Raw genomic sequence first — 20,380 nt, forward strand, 5'->3', positions numbered from 1 at the left:
TGTTGTTTAAAATAACCATTTCGAAGCTGACCCAGATCGACTATGATAGGAGTATACGAAAATGGATAAAGGAGCCCAAATGGATGGAGAAGCATTTCTCAGCCTATATGTATAGGCTTCGCTATATTGAACGATGGAGTCTTATGCGCAATGTCATGCCCGAGAATGTCGCTGAGCATTCTTATCATGTCGCCTTGCTGACGCATATGCTCTGCACGATTGGCAATAGAGAGTTCAACCAGCAAGTGGATACCAATCAAGCCGTCACCATGGCACTGTTCCATGATGCGACGGAAGTCTTTACTGGGGATATCCCTACCCCTGTCAAACATCATAACCCACGAATTCTCGCGAACTTCCGTGAGATTGAAGATATTGCCTCAGAGCGATTAATTAGTATGGTTCCTAACACACTGCTGCCTGTATATGAGTCACTGCTCGACAGCAAGAGCGACCAACATCCCGAGCTTCGTGCTTATGTTAAAGCGGCCGATTTGCTGGACGCCTATCTCAAATGCGTCACCGAACTCACGGCAGGGAATCGGGAATTTGCTGAAGCGAAACGCCAGACCGAAGCGAAGCTTCAAGAACTGGCGATGCCAGAGGTCGACTACTTCCTGTCCTATCTCGCGCCTAGCTTCGAGAAGACATTGGATGAGTTGTCGGAGACAGAATAATTTTTTAAAAAGTAAAAGAACCGTCGTTCCACAAGCCATTAGCGATGTGGAACGCGGTTCTATTTCTTTCCTCTGCGGAGCGAACATGATTGGAAGCAGAGATCCTTTGTGATGGATTTACAGCTTAAGCTGCGAAGCAACAACGGAGAGGAAGGTTGAAACTGGAGGAGTGAATACGTTCGCCTTTGTTTTCGGATTTCCCCCGTCGACGATTCATTCAAGAAATCCGAAAACAACAGCGGCCGGAAGTTCAACCTTTCTCGGAGTTACATTGCGCAGCCACCCACCAGTATATTCGAGAACAACATAGCACTGCGCACAATTATATGAGCGACCTATCCGTTCACAATGTCCCCGCCATTGACATGAATCATTTGCCCAGTGATATAGGATGCATCATCACTTGCGAGGAAGACATAGCTTGCAGCAAGCTCTTCCGGTTGACCTGGCCGTCCCATTGGCGTATCTGATCCAAAGGTACTAACCTGCTGTTCATCAAAGCTCGCAGGGATGAGTGGTGTCCAGATCGGCCCAGGTGCCACACCATTGACACGAATGCCCTGTGCGACTAAGGAACCGGCGAGCGAACGCGTGAAGGAGACAATCGCGCCCTTCGTTGCTGAATAATCAATTAACTCTGGACTGCCTTTATAAGCCGTAATCGATGCCGTATTCACGATGCTGCTGCCCTGCTTCAGATGAGGGAGAGCCATCTTCGTCAAATGAAAATAACCAAAAATATTCGTCTTAAAGGTTCGTAGCAGCTGAGCCGTCGTAATATCGGATAGTGACTTCTGCGGATATTGCTCAGCAGCATTGTTCACAACAATATCGAGCTGATCCCATGCATCAATCACCTGCTTCACGGCTGTCTTACAGAAATGCTCCTCCCCAATATCACCACTAATGGCAATACACTGCCGCCCGAGCTGCTCGACGGCTTGCTTCGTCTCTTGTGCATCTTGCTCCTCATTAAGATAAAGAATGGCTACATCCGCGCCTTCTTTTGCGAAAGCAATCGCAACGGCTCTTCCAATCCCGCTATCTCCACCGGATATGATCGCTTTCTTGCCTGCTAATTTCCCAGCTGGTTTATAATTTTTGCCCTCAAAAGCAGGTCGCGGTGTCATTTCTGCTTCAATGCCTGGCTGCTGATTCTGATGCTGTGGCGGGTTAATGGCTTTTTGCTTGGGCTGACTTTGTGGCATATTCGTTCCTCCTACACTAACATATTCCTTGGTAGGTTACCCCGAATTGGCTGGCCTATAACAACATAGCAAAAACCCCGAGACCATGTGATGGTCTCGGGGTCCTCATTATATATGGGAGATGGAATTAACCTTGAACGACTTTGATTACGTTACGTACGGAATCAGCCGATTTATCAAGCGCCGCTTTCTCATCTGCAGTCAATTCAAGTTCGAATATTTTCTCGATACCGTTACCGCCAAGGATAGTCGGTACACCTAAGAACAAGTTGTCATAGCCATATTCGCCTTCTAGCAATGCGATAACTGGAATGATACGTTTCTTGTCCTTGATGATCGCTTCAGTCATTTGAACCAAGGAAGCTGCTGGTGCATAGTATGCACTGCCGTTACCGAGCAGGTTCACGATTTCGCCGCCACCAACGCGTGTACGTTGAACGATTGCTTCAATTCGATCAGCTGCAATCAATTTCTCGATTGGAATACCGCCTACGTTCGAGTAACGAACGAGTGGTACCATGTCGTCGCCGTGGCCACCAAGTACGAAACCACGAACATCTTCGACCGATACATTGAGTTCTTGCGCGATGAATGTGCAATAGCGAGCTGTATCCAGAACACCGGATTGACCGATAACACGGTTTTTAGGGAAACCAAGTGTCTCGAACGCTGCAAATGTCATGGCGTCAACGGGGTTACTAAGGATGATGACAATCGAATCTGGGCAATATTTTTTAATATTTTCACAGACCGATCTCACGATACCTGCGTTTGTGTTCACAAGGTCATCACGGCTCATGCCCGGTTTGCGAGCAATCCCTGCCGTTATGATCACGATATCGGAATCTGCTGTATCTTCGTAATTGGAAGTACCGATGATGTTGCTATCGAAGCCTTGTACTGGACTAGCTTCCAACATATCAAGCGCTTTGCCTTTCGTTGGGTTCTCAAGTTGAGGAATATCAAGCAATACAACATCCCCAAGCTCTTTTTGTGCAAGCATAAGTGCTGTAGTTGCTCCTGTAAACCCTGCGCCAACGACGGTAATTTTCTTACGTTGAATAGCCATGATTACGATTGCCCCCCTTAAATGTAACTACATGTTTTTGATAATTTCATCTGCAAATGCAGAGCATTTCACTTCTGTAGCGCCTTCCATGAGGCGGGCAAAATCGTAAGTTACTGTCTTATTGTTAATGGATGTCGCCATCCCTTTGTAGATGAGGTCAGCCGCTTCCTGCCAGCCCAAATGCTCAAGAAGCATAACGCCGGAAAGGATAACAGAACCTGGGTTAACTACGTCAAGGTCTGCATATTTCGGAGCTGTACCATGTGTAGCTTCGAAGATCGCGTGTCCAGTTACATAGTTGATGTTCGCTCCTGGCGCGATACCGATACCGCCCACTTGCGCTGCAAGTGCATCGGACAAGTAGTCACCGTTCAAGTTGAGCGTAGCGATCACGTCGAAATCTGTTGGACGCGTCAATACTTGCTGCAATGCGATGTCCGCGATTGCGTCTTTAACAAGAATTGCACCTGCTGCAAGCGCATCAGCTTGTGCTTTGTTCGCTGCGTCTACGCCGTCAGCTGCTTTGATGCGATCATATTGATCCCATGTGAATACTTTATCGCCGAACTCTTGCTCAGCCACTTCATATCCCCAGTTCTTGAACGCGCCTTCTGTGAACTTCATGATGTTCCCCTTATGTACAAGGGTTACACTCTTACGTTCATGTTTAATTGCATATTCTACGGCAGCGCGTACCAAACGTTTGGAACCCTCTTCGGATACAGGCTTAATACCAATACCAGAAGTCTCTGGGAAGCGAATTTTCTTCACACCCATTTCTTGTTGCAAGAATTCAAGCATTTTCTTCACTTCAGCGGAACCGGAAGCATACTCGATTCCAGCATAGATATCTTCTGTATTCTCACGGAAAATAACCATGTCTACAAGCTCAGGACGTTTCACCGGCGAAGGTACGCCGTCGAAATAACGAACTGGACGCAAGCAAGTATACAAATCTAGTTCTTGACGAAGTGCCACGTTCAAGGAACGAATACCGCCGCCGATTGGCGTTGTAAGAGGTCCTTTGATCGCTACGATATATTCACGAATTGCTGTTAATGTATCATTTGGCAACCATTCGCCGTACGCATTGAATGCTTTCTCCCCTGCGAACACTTCGTACCAAGCGATTTTCTTGTCGCCGTTGTAAGCTTTCTCTACCGCTGCATCTAGCACGCGTTTGGAAGCTTTCCAGATATCACGGCCTGTGCCGTCGCCTTCGATGAACGGAATGATCGGGTTGCTAGGAACCTGAAGTTTCCCGTTATCGATTGTAATTTTGTCGCCTTCTGTTGGTAAAGCAAATTTCTCAAGTTGCATGAATTAAATCCTCCTTCATCTTCTTACAAATTCTTTCTATCAATACTACCTATGATCATACCTGAAAAATTAACGATTTTGAATCGGAATATATTTTTGATTCGTGAGACCTGTATATTCTGCACGAGGACGGATGAGACGGTTGTTCTCATACTGCTCCAAGATATGCGCTGTCCATCCAGATACACGGCTAATTGCAAAGATTGGTGTAAATAGCTCACGTTGAATGCCAAGAATCGTGTAAACCGAAGCAGAGTAGAAATCAACATTCGGCTTGAGGCCCTTCTGGCCTGTTACCATCTCTTCAATGCGAACAGACATATCGTACAATTCCGTGTTGCCTTGCAGCTGGCTCAAATCCTGTGACATCTTCTGCAAGTGCTTCGCACGCGGATCGCCGCCCTTATACACGCGATGTCCGAAGCCCATAATTTTCTCTTTGTTATCCAGCTTCGTCTGTACATAATCTTCAACACGATCGAAGGATCCGATCTCTTCGAGCATCACCATAACCGCTTCGTTCGCTCCGCCGTGAAGAGGTCCCTTCAACGCGCCAATAGCTGATGTCACACCAGAATAGATATCTGACAACGTCGCAACCGTTACGCGAGCAGCGAATGTGGAAGCATTCAATTCGTGGTCTGCATGAAGAACGAGAGCTTGGTTTAGCGCTTTCACAGCTAGTTCGCTAGGTTCCTCACCGTTTAGCATGTACAAAAAGTTATGCGCGATGGACACACCGGATTTCGGCGCAATTGGCTCAAGACCTGCACGAAGACGTGACAAAGTAGCTACAATTGTCGGCAATTGTGCTTGAAGCTTAATCGCTTTCCGGAAATTCGCTTCAGAACTCATTTCATTCGCTGTTTCATCATACAAAGCAAGTGCAGAGACGGCTGATCGCAATGCTGCCATCGTGTTCGTCCCCGTAGGATATAATCTCATTTGTTCAACCAATTCGGATGGAATCGCAGCGGATTCACTTAGGTCGCGAAGTAATTGATCCAATTCGGATTGCACAGGGAATCTTCCATACCAGAGTAAATAGATTACTTCTTCAAAAGATGCATGTACTGCAAGATCATCAATATTATAGCCACGGTATGTCAGAACACCGTCAATAATGGAGCTGATCGATGAAGTTGTTGCAACAATTCCTTCCAAGCCTTTTGTCGCTGTCATATACTTCTCTCCTTTGCAATGTTAGCGAAATAAACGTTAAAAAAAGATAAAGCAGCGTGAAATTTGTCTGAAAATGAAAGCGGTTGCCGATTAGATACCTCTATTTGTCAATACTTATTGCTATACTAATAATATAAGACTTTGGATGTTATGTGAACATGAAAAGACGGAAAAGCGAATAGAATTGTTTATCACACCCATCATCTTTTTTTGTAACATATTTCATAGAAGCTATTATTGATGGTACAATAAGCGAAAATCTTCAAAAAAGGGGCATCCGCATGCGCAATTCATTAAGCATCGGCATCATTGACATCGGATCCAACTCCATTCGTCTCGTCGTATACAATCGTTCAGAGAACGGGGCCTTCCAAGTCATTGATGAGAATAAGTACGCAGCAAGACTTAGTCAGCTTGTCGATTCGGAGAATAAGATCGATTTGGATCAGCTTCAACCTTTGATTGAACGTTTAAATCATTTCAAACGGATATGTGAAATCCATCAAGCAGATACAATCCGCGTAGCAGCGACAGCTGCGATACGCAATGCGGGCAACCGCAATGCGCTCATAACGTATTTGCAACAACATACTGGCTTAACGATCGAGGTATTATCCGGCGAGCAGGAAGCCTACTACGGATTTATTAGTATGGCGAACACCATGGATGTCCAAGACGGATTTCTTATAGACATTGGCGGTGGCAGCTCCGAAATCACATTATTTAGAAATCGTAAAATTGTGAATAGTGTGTCCTTCCCGTTTGGTTGTGTAAACACATCTAGAACATTCGGGCAGAGTGATCCGCTCTCCGATTCAGATATGAAACGAATACAATCCATGGTAAAACAAGCTATTCAACAGGAGCCGTGGCTTACCAATGCACCTGGCTTGCCTATGATCGGTTTAGGAGGGGCTGCTCGTACCATTGCCAAAATAGAGCAGCTGCGTACGAAATACCCTCTCCAGCGTATTCATCAATACCAAATGGAATCCGAGCAAGTGTCAGACATGTTGGAGCGACTACGAGATCTCCCGCTCGCACAGCGCACCAGTGTGCCCGGATTGTCCAAAGACCGTGCGGATATCATTATCCCAGGCATAATTATTCTACAGACGATGTTCCAGCATTGTGGTTGCAGTCATTATATGATGAGCGGCTCTGGCATTCGAGATGGCATGTTCTACGAGACCATTATGCCGGAAGCACCGATTGTCCCGAACGTATTGGAATATAGCCTGAGAAACTTGGTAGCTCTGCATTTATCCGCTTTACCAAGGGATCATGTCGAACAGGTTAACCGGCTTGGGAATCAGCTCTTCCATAGCCTTCATGAGGACAAGCAATTTAAGTTAACTGTGCAGGACGGGCTGTATTTGCACATCAGCTCCTTGCTCTATCGAATCGGTACCATCATTGATTATTACGGGTACAGTCAGCATACGTTCTATCTGATCATGAATGCACGTCTTTATGGTTTGACGCATCGGGAGCTAATCCTATGTGCCATGATTGCCTCATACACGACCAAGAGCCGTGCGCGTCAAGTCGTTGCCGAGTACAAAGAAATACTTGATGAGAGTGATTATCCACGACTATGCAAGCTAGGGTCTTTGTTGCAGCTTGCTATTGCACTCGACAAAAGTGAAACGCAATCCATAGAATCATTAAACATTCAGATTCGAAAAAACAAATTGCGAATTCAGGCCTTGCACCATCACGGTATCAGTATCGCGTTTGAACAAATGGAAGTGCAAGGTGTAGCAAAGGAGTTCAAAAAGGCGTGGGATCTTACCCCTATACTAACATCTGAGCTTTGAACCGCTCGTCTCATCTTGATTCGCTTTACGATGAACCAAAAACAGGGTGTTCTCCGAACTGTCACAAGCTCGGAGAACACCCTGTTTGCGTTATTTCTTTCGCCCTACGATTCTCAATTATCAGACACGAACGGGCACAGACTTCCATGCTTCAATATGCATTGCTTCGAACTGACTGCGGCAAGCTTGATTCTCCTGTCTCACACGCGTATATGTTCCATTCAATTGCAATTCCCTTGCCTTTGAATTATCTCTTAATTTCAAATCCAACATTCGAATCAAAGACTTCCGGAGCGCCTTATCGAACACAGGACACATCAGTTCAATACGACGCGTCAAATTCCGTGTCATCCAATCGGCACTCGATAAATATACTTCTTCGTCTTCGCCGTTCTTGAAATAGATGATTCGGGAATGCTCCAAGAAACGATCCACAATGCTAATAACGCGAATATTCTCACTTAAGCCAGGCACTCCGGGTCTTAAACAGCAAACCCCCCGAACGATAAGATCAATTCGAACACCCATCTGTGAAGCAGCGTAGAGCTGATCGATCATTTCTTGATTGGACAATGAATTAATCTGAGCGATGATATGCGCTTCTTTACCTTCTGAGGCCCATTTCATTTCGCGTTTGATTTTGCTGATTAGTTTGTCCTTCAATTCCGTTGGTGCCACGACGAACGCCTGCCAATCATGCGGTGCAGAATATCCGGTCACCTCATTGAACAGCAGCGACGCATCTTCACCGATCACCGAATTGGATGTGAACAGACCGACATCCGTGTATAGCTTGGCCGTATTTTCGTTATAATTGCCTGTCCCCACATGGACATACCGACGGAGCATAGATTGTTCGCGCCGTACGACAAGCGTAATCTTCGCATGCGTCTTTAAGCCCACAAGTCCGTATACGACGTGACAGCCTGCTTTCTCGAGCTGACGTGCCCATGCAATATTCCGTTCTTCATCGAATCGCGCCTTCAGCTCCACGACGACGGTCACTTGCTTCCCGGATTCCGCGGCCCTCGCCAACGCTTGGACAAGAATAGAGTTGCCTGAGACGCGGTATAGCGTCATTTTGATCGCCAACACATCGGGGTCATCCGCTGCTTGACATATAAAATCGTTCACCACATCAAATGACTCGTAAGGATGATACATTAGCACATCCTTCACCCTCAACACACTGAACAAATCATCGGCATCTGCGAGCTCTTCCGGATACACCGGATCCAGCTTCGGATATCGCAGATGGTCCGCATTCTGAAGTGACATCGCGAACTTCATCAGAAAGCTTAAGTCAATTGGACCGTCAATCGTAAACACATGCTCCATAATTTCGAATTCTTCTTGAAGCAGTTGAAGTGCATAGGGGTGCATCCCCGATTCAATTTCGAGTCGGACCGGAACGCCCCAACGCCGCCGCCTTAGCTCCTTCTCAATCTCTTCCAGCAAATCTTCTGCGCCTTCTTCATCCAGTGTCAGGTCGGCGTTCCTTGTCATTCGGAAACCATGAACGGCAACAGGAATATAGCCGCTGAACAGAATCTCGATATGTACTTTGATCAAGTCTTCTAACAGGATAAATTCCTGCTTCTTGCTGTTCGTTCGATTAGGTACATGAATATACCTCGGAAGGATCGACGGGACCTGTACGACCGAAAAGAACGGCTCCTGTTCGGGTTCCTGCAATTTATCTGGCCCTTGTACTCTCCGCTGCAGCACGACAGCTAGATACAGCTCATTCGTATGAACAAGCGGGAATGGACGGCTCTGATCCACCGCCATCGGAGTTAATACCGGGAATACAATTTCATCAAAATAGATCTGCATGGCCTTCTGCTGCGTACTATTTAAATCATCAAAGGTCGTAAATACCAATCCTTCTTTATGCAAACTTCGGATTAATTCACGATACGTTCGATACTGATCGGTCACCGCTTTGCTCGTGCGCTTCATAAGGCGCTTTAATAACCCTGAAGGCGTATAGCCGGTAAAATCTTTTTTGTGATATCCAAGTCGCAATTGATCATGAATCCCTGCGACACGCACACTCATAAACTCATCCAAATTGCTTGATACAATCGATAAAAATTTTACCCGTTCCAATAGCGGCGTCTCTGGATCCTGCGCCTCTTCCAGAACACGGCGATTAAATTCCAACCAGCTTAAGTCACGATTCACATATTTTGCAGAAATCATCCGTGTCCGAAGTCCTTTCTCCTCAAGGGATTCCCCTTAATCCTGTAATGAGTCTATTATCCATCAAGAATGTTCGGACAGTTTTAAGATTTTGTAAACGGAGTGTAAACGCAAAATAAAGTCGTGATTTGAAAGGAACAAGCATAGATATCAATAGACAAGTTCAAATCGGAAATTCTGCAAAGGAGCGATCTCCTTGGATCACTTAATTGTTAAAAAAATCCTTCGCGGCTGCTGGGTGTTATTCATCTTTATTGTGTTTATTTATGCACTTTATTGGGTAACCCCACTCATCTATCCGTTCATTCTGGCTTGGATCATCGCTTATTTCCTGAATCCAATCGTTAATATGCTCGAACGAAAGGGGAAAATGCCAAGATGGCTTGCCGTGACCATCGCAATCCTTGGGTTCGTCGTTACCATGCTTACTATCGTGTCCGCTGTCATTACACGCATCATTATCGAGATCTTCAACCTCTCGCAATCACTCGAAGGCAGTATTAATGATCTAAAAAATATGCTCGTGAACATTCTAGAGAACGAACAATTGAACAGATTCATTACCCAAATCAGCTCATTCTATGAAAATAACCGAAATGTGCAGGACACAATCAATAACAATATGAATCATACAGCGCAAACCTTGACCGATGCCGTCTCGAATCTCATCAGCTCCATGCTCAACAGTATCCTGTCGATTCTCTCGTCGCTCCCCAATATTGCAACGATCTTCATCGTGGTGATCCTTGCCGTCTTCTTCATCAGTAAAGATTGGGCGGATCTCATGCGATGGGTACGTAAATGGCTGCCAGAACGTGTCCAGCAGCCAATATCAATCATATGGGTTGATCTTCAGAAAGCGCTATTCGGATATCTCCGAGCGCAGTTTATCGTCATCTCATTAACAGCTATTGTCGTCATCATTGGTCTCATTATTCTACATATTCAATATGCGATTACAATTGGATTACTTATAGGACTATTGGACCTCATGCCTTACCTCGGGGTTGGAATCGCGATGATACCGTGGATTGCTTATTCTTATATGAGTGGAAACCATAATCAAGCCATAGGTCTCAGCATACTCTATTGCGTCGTTCTCATTGCAAGACAAATTGTAGAGCCTAAAGTCCTTGCTTCAAGCGTGGGGTTAAATCCGCTTCCTACACTAATCGCCATGTTCGTGGGACTTCAACTCTTCGGCATCCTGGGACTTATCATTGGTCCTGTGACACTTGTGATTGCATCCGCGATCCAACGCGCGAACGTGTTCCGTGACGTATGGCACTATATTTTCAGAGGCGGTCGTCAAATCTAACGGCGATAAATTGTAAATTTGCCATTCTGCATTTTCTTCATAATCCACATCAGAATCAACCAGCGGTACAAAGGCCGGGTCAGCGGAAATGCCAACGTAAACCCAATAATATCGGTAATAAAGCCAGGGATGATGAGTAACCAGCCGCCAAGGAGCACACAAATGCCGTCAATAAAGGTGCGTCCAGGGACTTTCCCCTCACTCATTTGCCGCTTGGCATCTTCCAGCACCTTCATGCCTTCAAATCGCGTGATCGCAATACCCAGTAGAGAGGTTAGTGCTATCACGAGCAAGGTGTAGAGGCCACCGATCCAGCTGCTTACAAGTGTAATACCAAAAGCTTCAACGACAAAAACCGCTAACACGATCCATATGCTATTTCTAAGCATCCGGGTCCATCCTTTCTACTGCTTGTTCTAAACAGACAAATAGTTCTGGCGCTTCCTTATCCATACGCACTGGACGAAAATCGCGATTGACCCAAACATGGTGTGTCTCACCGGATACGAGAAGTTTGCCTTCAGGCACTGTTGACGATGGGGAGGAATCTAATGCATTGCGCTCCTCATCCGAGAAGAGGCGAACCTCCGATTGGAAATGCAGCTTCCGTGAACTATAAGCAGCGATCCGGGTACATACGGTGATTTGGTCATCATATCTCGCAGGCATCCGGAATTTTGTCGTTAACTCCGTCACAGGCAGCAATAATCCACGTTTCTCGATATCAATGTATTGGATTCCTAACTCGCGAATGAGCTCTGTCCGCCCAATTTCGAACCAGTTCAAGCAATTCGCATGATACACGACACCCATCTGGTCTGTCTCTTGATATCTTACCCGTAATTGCGTATAAAACCAACGGCTATATTGCTCCATTTCCATCATTGTACCAAGGCTCCTTTTTGCAAAAAAAGAGCAATGGCTTGTCCCATTGCTCTTCCTATTTCGCTTGCTATCTATAATGAATTAACGTTTTTTCGCGTGGCAAACTTTGATCAAGTTCGTCGAACCGGATTGTCCTGTTGGTACACCGGCAGTAATCACGATAAGATCATCCTCTTCAACAAGACCGGAGTTAAATCCACCTTGGATCGCGCTGTCGAACATGCTGTCTGTCGATGTTGCCACTTCGCCTTTAACCGGGATAACACCCCAAGTTAACGCAAGACGACGCATCACTTGATCTTCAGGAGTTACAGCAACAATCGGTGCTTTCGGACGGTATTTGGATACCATACGCGCTGTGTAACCGGACTGTGTCGAGCTGATGATTGCTTTCGCATCCAAATCTAATGCAGAGCTTGCAACTGCTTGGCTGATTGCTTCTGTAACGGAAGCTTGTTGTGCTAAACGTTGTTTGAAGAACAACTCACGGTAATGTAGTGCTGACTCTGCACGCTCAGCGATACGAGACATCGTCTCAACGGACTCAACAGGATATTTCCCTGCTGCTGTCTCACCCGATAGCATGATTGCATCTGTACCGTCGAAAATCGCATTCGCTACGTCACTTGCTTCAGCGCGCGTAGGTCTTGGGTTACGTTGCATGGAATCAAGCATTTGAGTTGCTGTGATAACCGGCTTACCTGCACGATTACATTTCTCGATCATCAATTTCTGTGCAAGAGGTACTTCTTCAGCTGGGATCTCAACACCAAGATCACCACGAGCAACCATTAGGCCGTCAGACACTTCAAGGATTTCATCCAAGTTGTCAACACCTTGTTGGTTCTCGATTTTGGAGATGATTTGGATATGCTGAGCGTTGTGCTTCTCAAGCAATTCACGAATTTCAAGCACGTCGCTAGCTTTACGAACGAACGAAGCCGCGATGAAGTCGATTCCTTGCTCAATCCCGAAGCGAATATCGCTTGCATCTTTTTCTGTGATCCCTGGCAAAGAAATTTTAACGCCTGGAACGTTAACACCTTTCTTGCTCTTGATTGTGCCACCATTCACAATTTTACACTTGATTTCAGTTCCTTGGATCTCAGCAACCGTTAGACCAATTAGACCGTCATCGATAAGAATCGTGGATCCAACTTCGACATCATTCGGCAACTGTTCATATGTAACCGAAATGCGATCTTTATCGCCAAGGATTTCTTCTGTCGTTAATGTAATGAATTCGTCTTGAACCAATTCGATCGGCTCAACAGCTAATTTACCAGTACGAATCTCAGGACCCTTCGTGTCTAGTAGAATCGCAACCGTTTTATTTAATTCCTGGCAGGCTTGACGAATCGTCTTGATTCGATTGCCGTGCTCTTCAAAATCACCATGGGAAAAATTAAGACGTGCTACATTCATGCCAGCTAGAATCAATTTCTTTGTATTCTCTAGGGATTCGCTGGATGGTCCGATCGTACATACAATTTTAGTTTTGCGCATTATGGTTTCCTCCGTTTTCAAAGCATCTCTTCACAACTAATAAATTTACAACAAAATAGCATTTTTGTACATGAGAATTGTCATAACTACAATATCATCAGTCTCTCCAACTGAACCTTCGGCCAATCATTGAACTTCATCAAAGGTAAACTTACCAATTTTCCGAAATTTATGATAACGGTCTTCAAGTAATTGTTCGGTCGACATTTCTCTTAGCTCAGATAATTGTTTCTCTATGGCAATCTTGATCCATTCCGCCTGCGAAGTCAAATCTTTGTGTGCGCCCCCACGCGGTTCTGGAACGATCTCCTCAATAATTTCCATCCGCAGCAAATCGGAAGCAGTGATCTTCAGAGCTTCTGCCGCTTGATCGGCTTTGCCTGCGTCTTTCCATAAAATTGAAGCCGCACCATTTGGTGAAATTGCGGAATAAATCGCATTCTCCAGCATGATCACGCGATTCCCAACGCCGAGTGCAAGTGCGCCGCCGCTTCCGCCTTCCCCGATCACAACGCAAATAATCGGTACCCGAAGCAGCATCATATCACGTAAATTTCGTGCGATAGCTTCAGATTGACCGCGTTCTTCAGCGGTGTTCCCTGGGTAAGCACCTTTGGTGTCGATAAACGTAATGATCGGACGGTTAAACTTGTCCGCTTGCTGCATCAAACGAAGCGCTTTGCGGAATCCTTCAGGATGCGGGCTCCCAAAGAAACGCGCGATATTATCTTTCATATCTTTCCCGCGTTGGTGTCCAATAACCGTAACCGGCATGCCGTTTAATTTCGCCAAACCACCTACGATAGCCATATCATCGCCGTACAACCGATCACCATGAAGTTCCATGAAGTCGGTAAAAATCGCTTGAATGAAGTCAAGCGATGTCGGGCGCCCCTGATGACGTGCAAGATGCATTTTCTGAGAAGGGGATATGTTCGTGTACACTTCTTCCTCTAATTGCTTATAGCGCTCTTCAAGGCGCGCAATTTCGTCCGTGAAATCGATACCCTTCTCTGAGCCAAATTGCTTCAGTTCATCAATTTTTTTGCGCATTTCGACGAGAGCCGTCTCAAAAGGCATTTCATTCGCCATGTGAAACATCCCCCTTCACCGTGTGGAAATCAAGCAATTTGGTCAATGTACTGCGCATATCTTTGCGATGAACGACCATGTCGAGTTGTCCATGCTTCATGTTAAACTCCGCCGTCTGGAAGTTATCAGGCAGCTTCTGGCGAATCGTCTGTTCGATAACAATGCGACCCGCGAAGCCTGCACTCGCGCCAGGCTCGGCCAAAATGAAGTCGCCCAGCATCGCAAAGCTCGCCGATACCCCACCAAATGTCGGATCGGTGAAGACAGAAATATAGAGCCCGCCTTGTTCATGGAATTTCGCAAGTGCCGCGCTCGTCTTCGCCATTTGCATGAGGCTAATGATCCCTTCTTGCATCCGTGCACCGCCGGAAGTCGAGAAGATAATAAGTGGATATTTCTTCTGCATTGCTGTCTCAATCGCGCGCGTCACTTTCTCGCCGACAACGCTACCCATACTGCCGCTGAAGAAATCGAAGCTCATAACGGCAAGGACGACCGGATACCCTCCGATCGTTCCTTCACCGGTTACAACCGCTTCTTGTAGACCTGAATTGGCCTTTTGCTGCTCTACTTTCTTGGTATAGCCAGGGAATTCCAATGGGTCTTCCGAAATCATATTCGCATCGTATTCGAAGAAGCGACCTTCGTCGACCGTGAGCGCAATACGATCTCTTGCACTTAGACGCATATGATGTCCACAGTTCGAACACACCATAAGACTCTTCTCTAATTCCTTCGTAAAGTGAATCGTGCCGCATTTCGAGCACTTATTCATAAGTCCTTCAGGAATTTCGCGTTTCGGACGCTCGCCTTCTTCCGCCCCGCCCGTGCGTACCGTGCGTTCGGAAGGAACTGTTGCGTACTTTCTTTTTTTCTGGAATAAGTCTTTTAACACAACTACACCCCACAAAAGCCTTATTTTTGTTACCTATTTCGAATAGTTCGAATAAATGGTATCTATTACGAATTTAATATTGAGTTCAGTACTTCTTGAACTTCCTCCAGTTCGCCTGAAGGAACTAAAATTTCAAACTGCTGCTTCGATAGATTAATAGGGCGGACTTGCACCAAAAAACCTTCTTCGGACAGTTTCGACTTCAGTCTGTCTGCAATCTTCGCTGTAGGAGCAATATAAATAACCGTCCACATGCGCTTCGTCCTCCTTAACCTCACAAATTAGCCCAATTAATGCAATAATGATAACATAACTCCCATTTTAACATCAAGAATGCTTCTTACGTAGCATCGGGAGGATTCAGTGGATATTCAATAGCTCGCGGGTCGGCATGCGCGATTCTGGCTGATGCCGCTGCGGCTAACCCAGCAACAAGATCATCCAGAAAAACATGAATATGCGGACCCTTCGAGTTTAGATGATGAATGATTCCTATCTTCTCTTTATCCAAATAGCCAAAGCTTGTCAACCCGATCATCCCGTATACGTTCGTAATGCCGAGAGCGAGTGTCTCATCAACGCCAAAAAGGGATTCATCTGCTTCCATAATGGCTTGCAATGGCTGTGGCAGCTTCTTCTGCTCTGCAAGTTCATCCAAAGCAATGCCGGTATACAGTGTATATTGGACTTCCCGCTTATGCAATACCGCAATCACACTATCTTCACAATCTTTCATGGTTAATCTAGGGTTATATGCAATCTGCAGCTTGTGAACAATTTCCGTAATCGATTGAATCGTAACTCCGCGCCGCTCCAGCATTTTTACTACAATTTCATATGACATATGCTTCTCCCACCTGTCCTTTGAGTGTAACCTAAATGTATGCAGATGGAAGATCAAATGTTCATAGAAACGTAAAAATTTATTTTTTTAAAATTGAAAGAATGCGCTGTTTTCAAGGTGCTTATCACCAATATTTCCTTAATATAGGATAAGCAACCACAAGATTGAAAGTCAGGCTGTTCGCCTTGCACAAGACCGGATCAATTGCTCGGATCACATGTACGACTAACGAACTCCATAAGCCTTATTCGTATCAAAAACAGTCTGCAGACTCGCTAAGGAACTCCAAGATCGTTATTTCCTCCAAAATTGCATGAAATCATAACTTTTGAGCGCAATAACGCCACTGGAGTTCCTTAGACTGAAAATCAACCGTTATTTGTACGAATAACGCGTCTACGATTCGTTACACGAAAGCTTCGCGGTAAAGGTTGTGTGAACCTGATGCGAGCGTCGCATAGGAGGAGCCTACACGGCTACTTATCTTTGAGTTTGAACGCAAGATTCGACGCCGAGTAAGCTTCCTCGAAAATACTTCGTGATCAAAAGCCCCCCGCAAAAGACCTTTCAGCGCCGAGAAGGTTGCGTGAAAATGAAGAAGGAAGCGCGCAGTGTAGGAGGAGCCTACATGGCTACTTACCTTCGAGTTTGAACGCAAGATTCGACGCCGAGTAAACTTCCTCGAAAATACTTCGTGATCAAAAGCCCCCTCATTTGATGCGGATGGTTGAGGGGCCAAGAAGCGCCTCCACCTGCTGCAGCAGAATCGGCGAAGGCTTCGTATGGAACGCCTCGCTCAGCGCCATCGCCTTCTGCTCCCGCTCATAGAACAGGACCGTCGGTATCTGTCCTGGATGCTCCTGCAGCAGCTCCTTGAGCTGCGCCAGGATCGTCGCCGTCTCGCGATCGGCGGCGATCTTGATATACACGCGCTGCCCCGCATGCGCGTGCTTGCCGGCCGCGCCGCGAGTCGATGCTACGCTCGGCTGCGGCGCGGTGCTGCTGCCTGGCCGCGTAGCGGCAGCAGGCAGCTCGCGCTGTTGCTGCGGCCTGCGACGCCGCAGCAGAGCCTGGATCGCGCCTTCGCCAATCGGCGCGACGTCGTCAGCCAGCAGCTTGAAGTCTTCGTCTTGCTGCTGCAGCTTGGCACGAACCGCGAGCAGGGCGCCTTTGTCGATCAGATCATGGCATCGCTCCCATACCTTCGGGAAGAGTACCACTTCCGTACGAGATATGCGATCTTCGAGTTCCATAAAGCCCATCATCTTGCCCTGCTTGGTCGAGATTTGCTTCAACGATACGACCATACCCGCTACGACCACTTCGCTCTCATCAGGCGCTTCCGTTAGATCCATGAGTCGATCGAGCTCAAGCTTGGATAACATTTCATCATGATCATCTAAGGGATGTCCTGAAATATAAAGACCAAGCAGTTCCCGTTCAAATTCCAACTGCTGCGTTATCGTATATGGACGAATGTCCGGGTATTCAATGGACCAGTTATTCACTTCAATGAATCCGAACAACTGGATTTGGAGATCATCACGTTCTTTGCGCCATTTCACCGCGGCTTCCACGGTCTCATCGAGCATGGCAATGAGCTGCGCTCGGTGCCCTGGCAGCGAATCGAGCGCTCCGCCTTGGATCAATGACTCCAACACCCGCTTATTGCACACACGCAGGTCAATACGGCGGCAGAAATCAATCAGACTGTCATACGGCCGTTCTTCCCGTTCCTTCATAATGCTCTCAATGGCTTGCGTACCAACATTCTTAATCGCAGCTAGGCCAAACCGAATCGCTTGCCGCCCATCCTCGGAAGCAATAGGTGTGAATAACACGCTACTCTCGTTCACATCGGGAGGCAGCACATCAATGCCCATATGCTTGGATGCATCCACATACTCCGCCACTTTCCGGTGATTTCCCATCACCGATGCGAGCATCGATGACATGAATTGCACCGGATAATGGGACTTCAGATAAGCGGTCTGGAACGCCAATACACCGTATGCTGCCGCATGCGCGCGGGGGAACCCGTAATCGGCGAAGCGAACAATCATATCATATACATGATTCGCTTCCTCTTCCGTAAACCCTTCTCCAATACTCCCTGTCACGAAATGTGCGCGTTGTTCATCGAGCACTTCCCGTTTCTTCTTCGATACGGCACGACGTAATAAATCCGCTTCACCGAGCGTAAAGCCCGCCATCTGCGAAGCGATCTGCATAATTTGCTCTTGGTAAACAATGATCCCGTACGTATCCTTCAGAATCGGCTCTAGTGATGGATGTGGGTATTCCACTTCGATCTGCCCGTGCTTCCCCTGAATATACTTCGGAATGAATTCCATCGGACCTGGACGATACAACGCAACGACCGAGACGATATCTTCGAATTCGGATGGTTTAAGGTCTTTCAACACTCTTCGAACCCCGGAAGACTCCAACTGAAAAATCCCTGTCGTATCCCCATGTCCTAGCATCGCGTACGTATCCGGATCGTCATCCGGTACCTCGTGGAAATCAATCGTCAGTCCCGTCTCCTCACGAATCCATGCGAGCGTTCTTTCAATGATGGATAATGTCCGCAAACCGAGAAAATCCATTTTGAGCAGACCCACAGCCTCTAGATTTTCCATCGAATACTGCGTTAGCGCCGTCGTCTCCGACCCTTCCTGCAGCGGCACGTAATGTGTAAGCGGCTCTTCTGAGATAACAACCCCTGCAGCGTGCGTCGAAGCATGGCGCGGCATGCCTTCCACTTTCATCGCCATATGAACCAGTTCCATAACACGCTCACTGCGGTCTTGAAGCGAAGCTAAATCCGGGTTAAGTCGCAGCGCCTCTTCGATCGTAACCCCAAGCTGATTCGGAATCATTTTGGCCACACGGTCAACTTCCCCAAAAGGTATATTGAGTACGCGACCGACGTCCCTGACCGCTGCGCGAGCCGCCATCGTTCCGAACGTAATGATCTGGGCCACATGTTCAGAGCCGTACTTGCGAACAACGTAGTCAATTACTTCATCTCGCCGCAAATCGCTAAAATCGATATCGATATCAGGCATCGTCACCCGCGCAGGATTCAAGAACCGCTCGAACAATAGCTTATATTTAATCGGGTCCACATCGGTAATATTCAGTACATAGGCGACCAAGCTGCCGGCAGACGAACCCCGTCCCGGACCTGTCGCAATCCCGTTCTCATGAGCGAATCGAATGAAATCCCATACGATGAGAAAATAATCGGAATACCCCATTCGAGCAATAACATCCAGCTCATATCGAAGCCGCTGCCATACCGTCTCCCGGTACGATGAATCCTCCCAGACGGGTAACGAACCATAACGGCGTTCAAGTCCTTCTTCACACAACTCCGCCAAAAACTGTCCCGCCGTCTGCCCCTCTGGGATCGGTTGAAATGCGGGGAGAATCGAACGTCCGAATTCAAGCTTCAGATCGGCGCACTTGGCCGCGATCCTCTCCGTATTTGCAATCGCTTCCGGGACATGAGGAAATAACTTAGCCATCTCCTCTTCACTTTTCAAATACAACTGATCCGTCGTGATTCGAAGCCGGTCTTCGGCGTCGACTGTTTTGCCTGTCCCAATACAGATCAAGACATCCTGCATCGCCGCATCCTCAGGCGCAATATAATGCACATCATTCGTCACCACGAGCGGAATGCCTGTCTCTTCGCTTAATGCGATCAACTGCGGATTTACCCGCTTCTGCTCTGAAATCCCATGGTCTTGAAGCTCCAAATAGAAATCTTCGCCGAAAATATCCTTATATCGCAGCGCTGAAGCTTTTGCTTCCTCCTGTCGACCATGCAATAAATGCTGCGGAATCTCTCCACCAAGACAAGCACTCAGGCAGATAATCCCTTCTGAATACTGCCGCAGCACCGTGAGATCAATGCGCGGTTTATAATGAAATCCTTCTAAATGCCCGAGTGAACAGAGCTTCATCAAGTTCCGATACCCTTGTTCATTCTTCGCGAGCAAAATAAGATGATAGATCGGATTCTCCTGACGCGTTCCCTTATCCTTCATCGAACCCGTCGTCAAATACGCTTCACAGCCGATGATCGGCTGAATACCATGCTGAACACATGCTTTATAAAAAGGAACCACGCCATACATTACACCGTGATCTGTTAATGCGAGTGACTTCATGCCGAGGCGTGCAGCTTGTTCCACCATCTTGTCAATCCGCGCCGCGCCGTCTAGTAAGCTATATTCACTATGAACATGCAAATGTACAAATCCGCTCATCGCCTGTCCTCTCTTTCTAGTCTATTCCTTGGACAACACCCATAAGCTTAAGTATACACGATAACGGGGCGCAAACAGA

16 protein-coding genes are annotated in these 20,380 nt (G+C 46.8%); 3 read left to right on the top strand and 13 right to left on the bottom strand.

Translation table 11 applies throughout. From position 1 onward, the window contains the following. Nucleotides 1-83 precede the first annotated feature (83 nt). The gene (gene yfbR, locus C558_RS0109720; protein WP_018756070.1) at nt 84-677 is read left to right on the top strand and encodes a 5'-deoxynucleotidase; all 594 of its coding nucleotides are present in this window, start codon (nt 84-86) and stop codon (nt 675-677) included. A 335-nt stretch (nt 678-1,012) separates the two neighbouring features. Here yfbR and C558_RS0109725 read toward each other — a convergent pair whose 3' ends face one another. The 4 genes from C558_RS0109725 to citZ all read right to left on the bottom strand — a co-directional run bounded on the left by C558_RS0109725 (nt 1,013) and on the right by citZ (nt 5,456). After that, complete coding sequence (locus C558_RS0109725) at nt 1,013-1,885, bottom strand: SDR family oxidoreductase (protein ID WP_018756071.1); 873 nt, start codon at nt 1,883-1,885, stop codon at nt 1,013-1,015. Nucleotides 1,886-2,012: 127 nt separating this feature from the next. Beyond that, nucleotides 2,013-2,954 carry a malate dehydrogenase gene (gene mdh / locus C558_RS0109730; protein ID WP_018756072.1) on the bottom strand — a complete coding sequence of 314 codons (942 nt, stop codon included), beginning with the start codon at nt 2,952-2,954 and terminating at the stop codon, nt 2,013-2,015. A gap of 27 nt (nt 2,955-2,981) precedes the next feature. After that, nucleotides 2,982-4,274 (bottom strand): NADP-dependent isocitrate dehydrogenase, encoded by a 1,293-nt coding sequence (gene icd, locus C558_RS0109735; RefSeq protein WP_018756073.1) that lies wholly within the window; start codon nt 4,272-4,274, stop codon nt 2,982-2,984. Between the two features lie 69 nt (nt 4,275-4,343). Continuing rightward, nucleotides 4,344-5,456, bottom strand: a complete 1,113-nt coding sequence (gene citZ / locus C558_RS0109740; protein WP_018756074.1) for a citrate synthase — start codon at nt 5,454-5,456, stop codon at nt 4,344-4,346. 281 nt (nt 5,457-5,737) lie between these two features. Here citZ and C558_RS0109745 point away from each other — a divergent pair, with 281 nt between their 5' ends. Next, nucleotides 5,738-7,276, top strand: coding sequence for a Ppx/GppA phosphatase family protein (locus C558_RS0109745; protein WP_018756075.1), 1,539 nt, complete (start codon nt 5,738-5,740; stop codon nt 7,274-7,276). 120 nt (nt 7,277-7,396) lie between these two features. Here C558_RS0109745 and ppk1 read toward each other — a convergent pair whose 3' ends face one another. Next, a complete protein-coding gene (ppk1, locus tag C558_RS0109750; protein WP_018756076.1) occupies nt 7,397-9,481 on the bottom strand; it encodes a polyphosphate kinase 1 in 2,085 nt (694 codons plus the stop codon). 196 nt (nt 9,482-9,677) lie between these two features. Here ppk1 and ytvI point away from each other — a divergent pair, with 196 nt between their 5' ends. Next, nucleotides 9,678-10,799, top strand: coding sequence for a sporulation integral membrane protein YtvI (ytvI, locus tag C558_RS0109755; RefSeq protein ID WP_018756077.1), 1,122 nt, complete (start codon nt 9,678-9,680; stop codon nt 10,797-10,799). Here the strand turns inward: ytvI and C558_RS0109760 are convergent. The 8 genes from C558_RS0109760 to C558_RS0109795 form a co-directional block, all read right to left on the bottom strand. Next, nucleotides 10,796-11,188: an FxsA family protein gene (locus tag C558_RS0109760; RefSeq protein ID WP_018756078.1), complete on the bottom strand. Its 393-nt coding sequence runs from the start codon at nt 11,186-11,188 to the stop codon at nt 10,796-10,798. The genes ytvI and C558_RS0109760 overlap by 4 nt on opposite strands. Continuing rightward, nucleotides 11,181-11,684 (bottom strand): acyl-CoA thioesterase, encoded by a 504-nt coding sequence (locus C558_RS0109765; RefSeq protein ID WP_018756079.1) that lies wholly within the window; start codon nt 11,682-11,684, stop codon nt 11,181-11,183. The genes C558_RS0109760 and C558_RS0109765 overlap by 8 nt, the downstream gene beginning before the upstream one ends. Nucleotides 11,685-11,765: 81 nt before the next feature. Continuing rightward, nucleotides 11,766-13,190 carry a pyruvate kinase gene (gene pyk / locus C558_RS0109770; RefSeq protein WP_018756080.1) on the bottom strand — a complete coding sequence of 475 codons (1,425 nt, stop codon included), beginning with the start codon at nt 13,188-13,190 and terminating at the stop codon, nt 11,766-11,768. Between the two features lie 126 nt (nt 13,191-13,316). Continuing rightward, nucleotides 13,317-14,282, bottom strand: coding sequence for an acetyl-CoA carboxylase carboxyltransferase subunit alpha (locus C558_RS0109775; RefSeq protein WP_018756081.1), 966 nt, complete (start codon nt 14,280-14,282; stop codon nt 13,317-13,319). Continuing rightward, on the bottom strand, nt 14,272-15,177 hold the full coding sequence (gene accD, locus C558_RS0109780) for an acetyl-CoA carboxylase, carboxyltransferase subunit beta (RefSeq protein WP_018756082.1): 906 nt from the start codon (nt 15,175-15,177) through the stop codon (nt 14,272-14,274). The genes C558_RS0109775 and accD overlap by 11 nt, the downstream gene beginning before the upstream one ends. Nucleotides 15,178-15,242: 65 nt before the next feature. Beyond that, a complete protein-coding gene (locus C558_RS0109785; protein ID WP_018756083.1) occupies nt 15,243-15,431 on the bottom strand; it encodes a hypothetical protein in 189 nt (62 codons plus the stop codon). Nucleotides 15,432-15,517: 86 nt separating this feature from the next. Continuing rightward, on the bottom strand, nt 15,518-16,021 hold the full coding sequence (locus tag C558_RS0109790; protein ID WP_018756084.1) for a phosphatidylglycerophosphatase A family protein: 504 nt from the start codon (nt 16,019-16,021) through the stop codon (nt 15,518-15,520). A 710-nt stretch (nt 16,022-16,731) separates the two neighbouring features. Next, nucleotides 16,732-20,301 (bottom strand): DNA polymerase III subunit alpha, encoded by a 3,570-nt coding sequence (locus C558_RS0109795; RefSeq protein WP_018756085.1) that lies wholly within the window; start codon nt 20,299-20,301, stop codon nt 16,732-16,734. Between the last annotated feature and the right edge of the window lie 79 nt (nt 20,302-20,380).

This window comes from Paenibacillus terrigena DSM 21567 (assembly GCF_000374845.1).
GTDB lineage: Bacteria > Bacillota > Bacilli > Paenibacillales > Paenibacillaceae > Paenibacillus_K > Paenibacillus_K terrigena.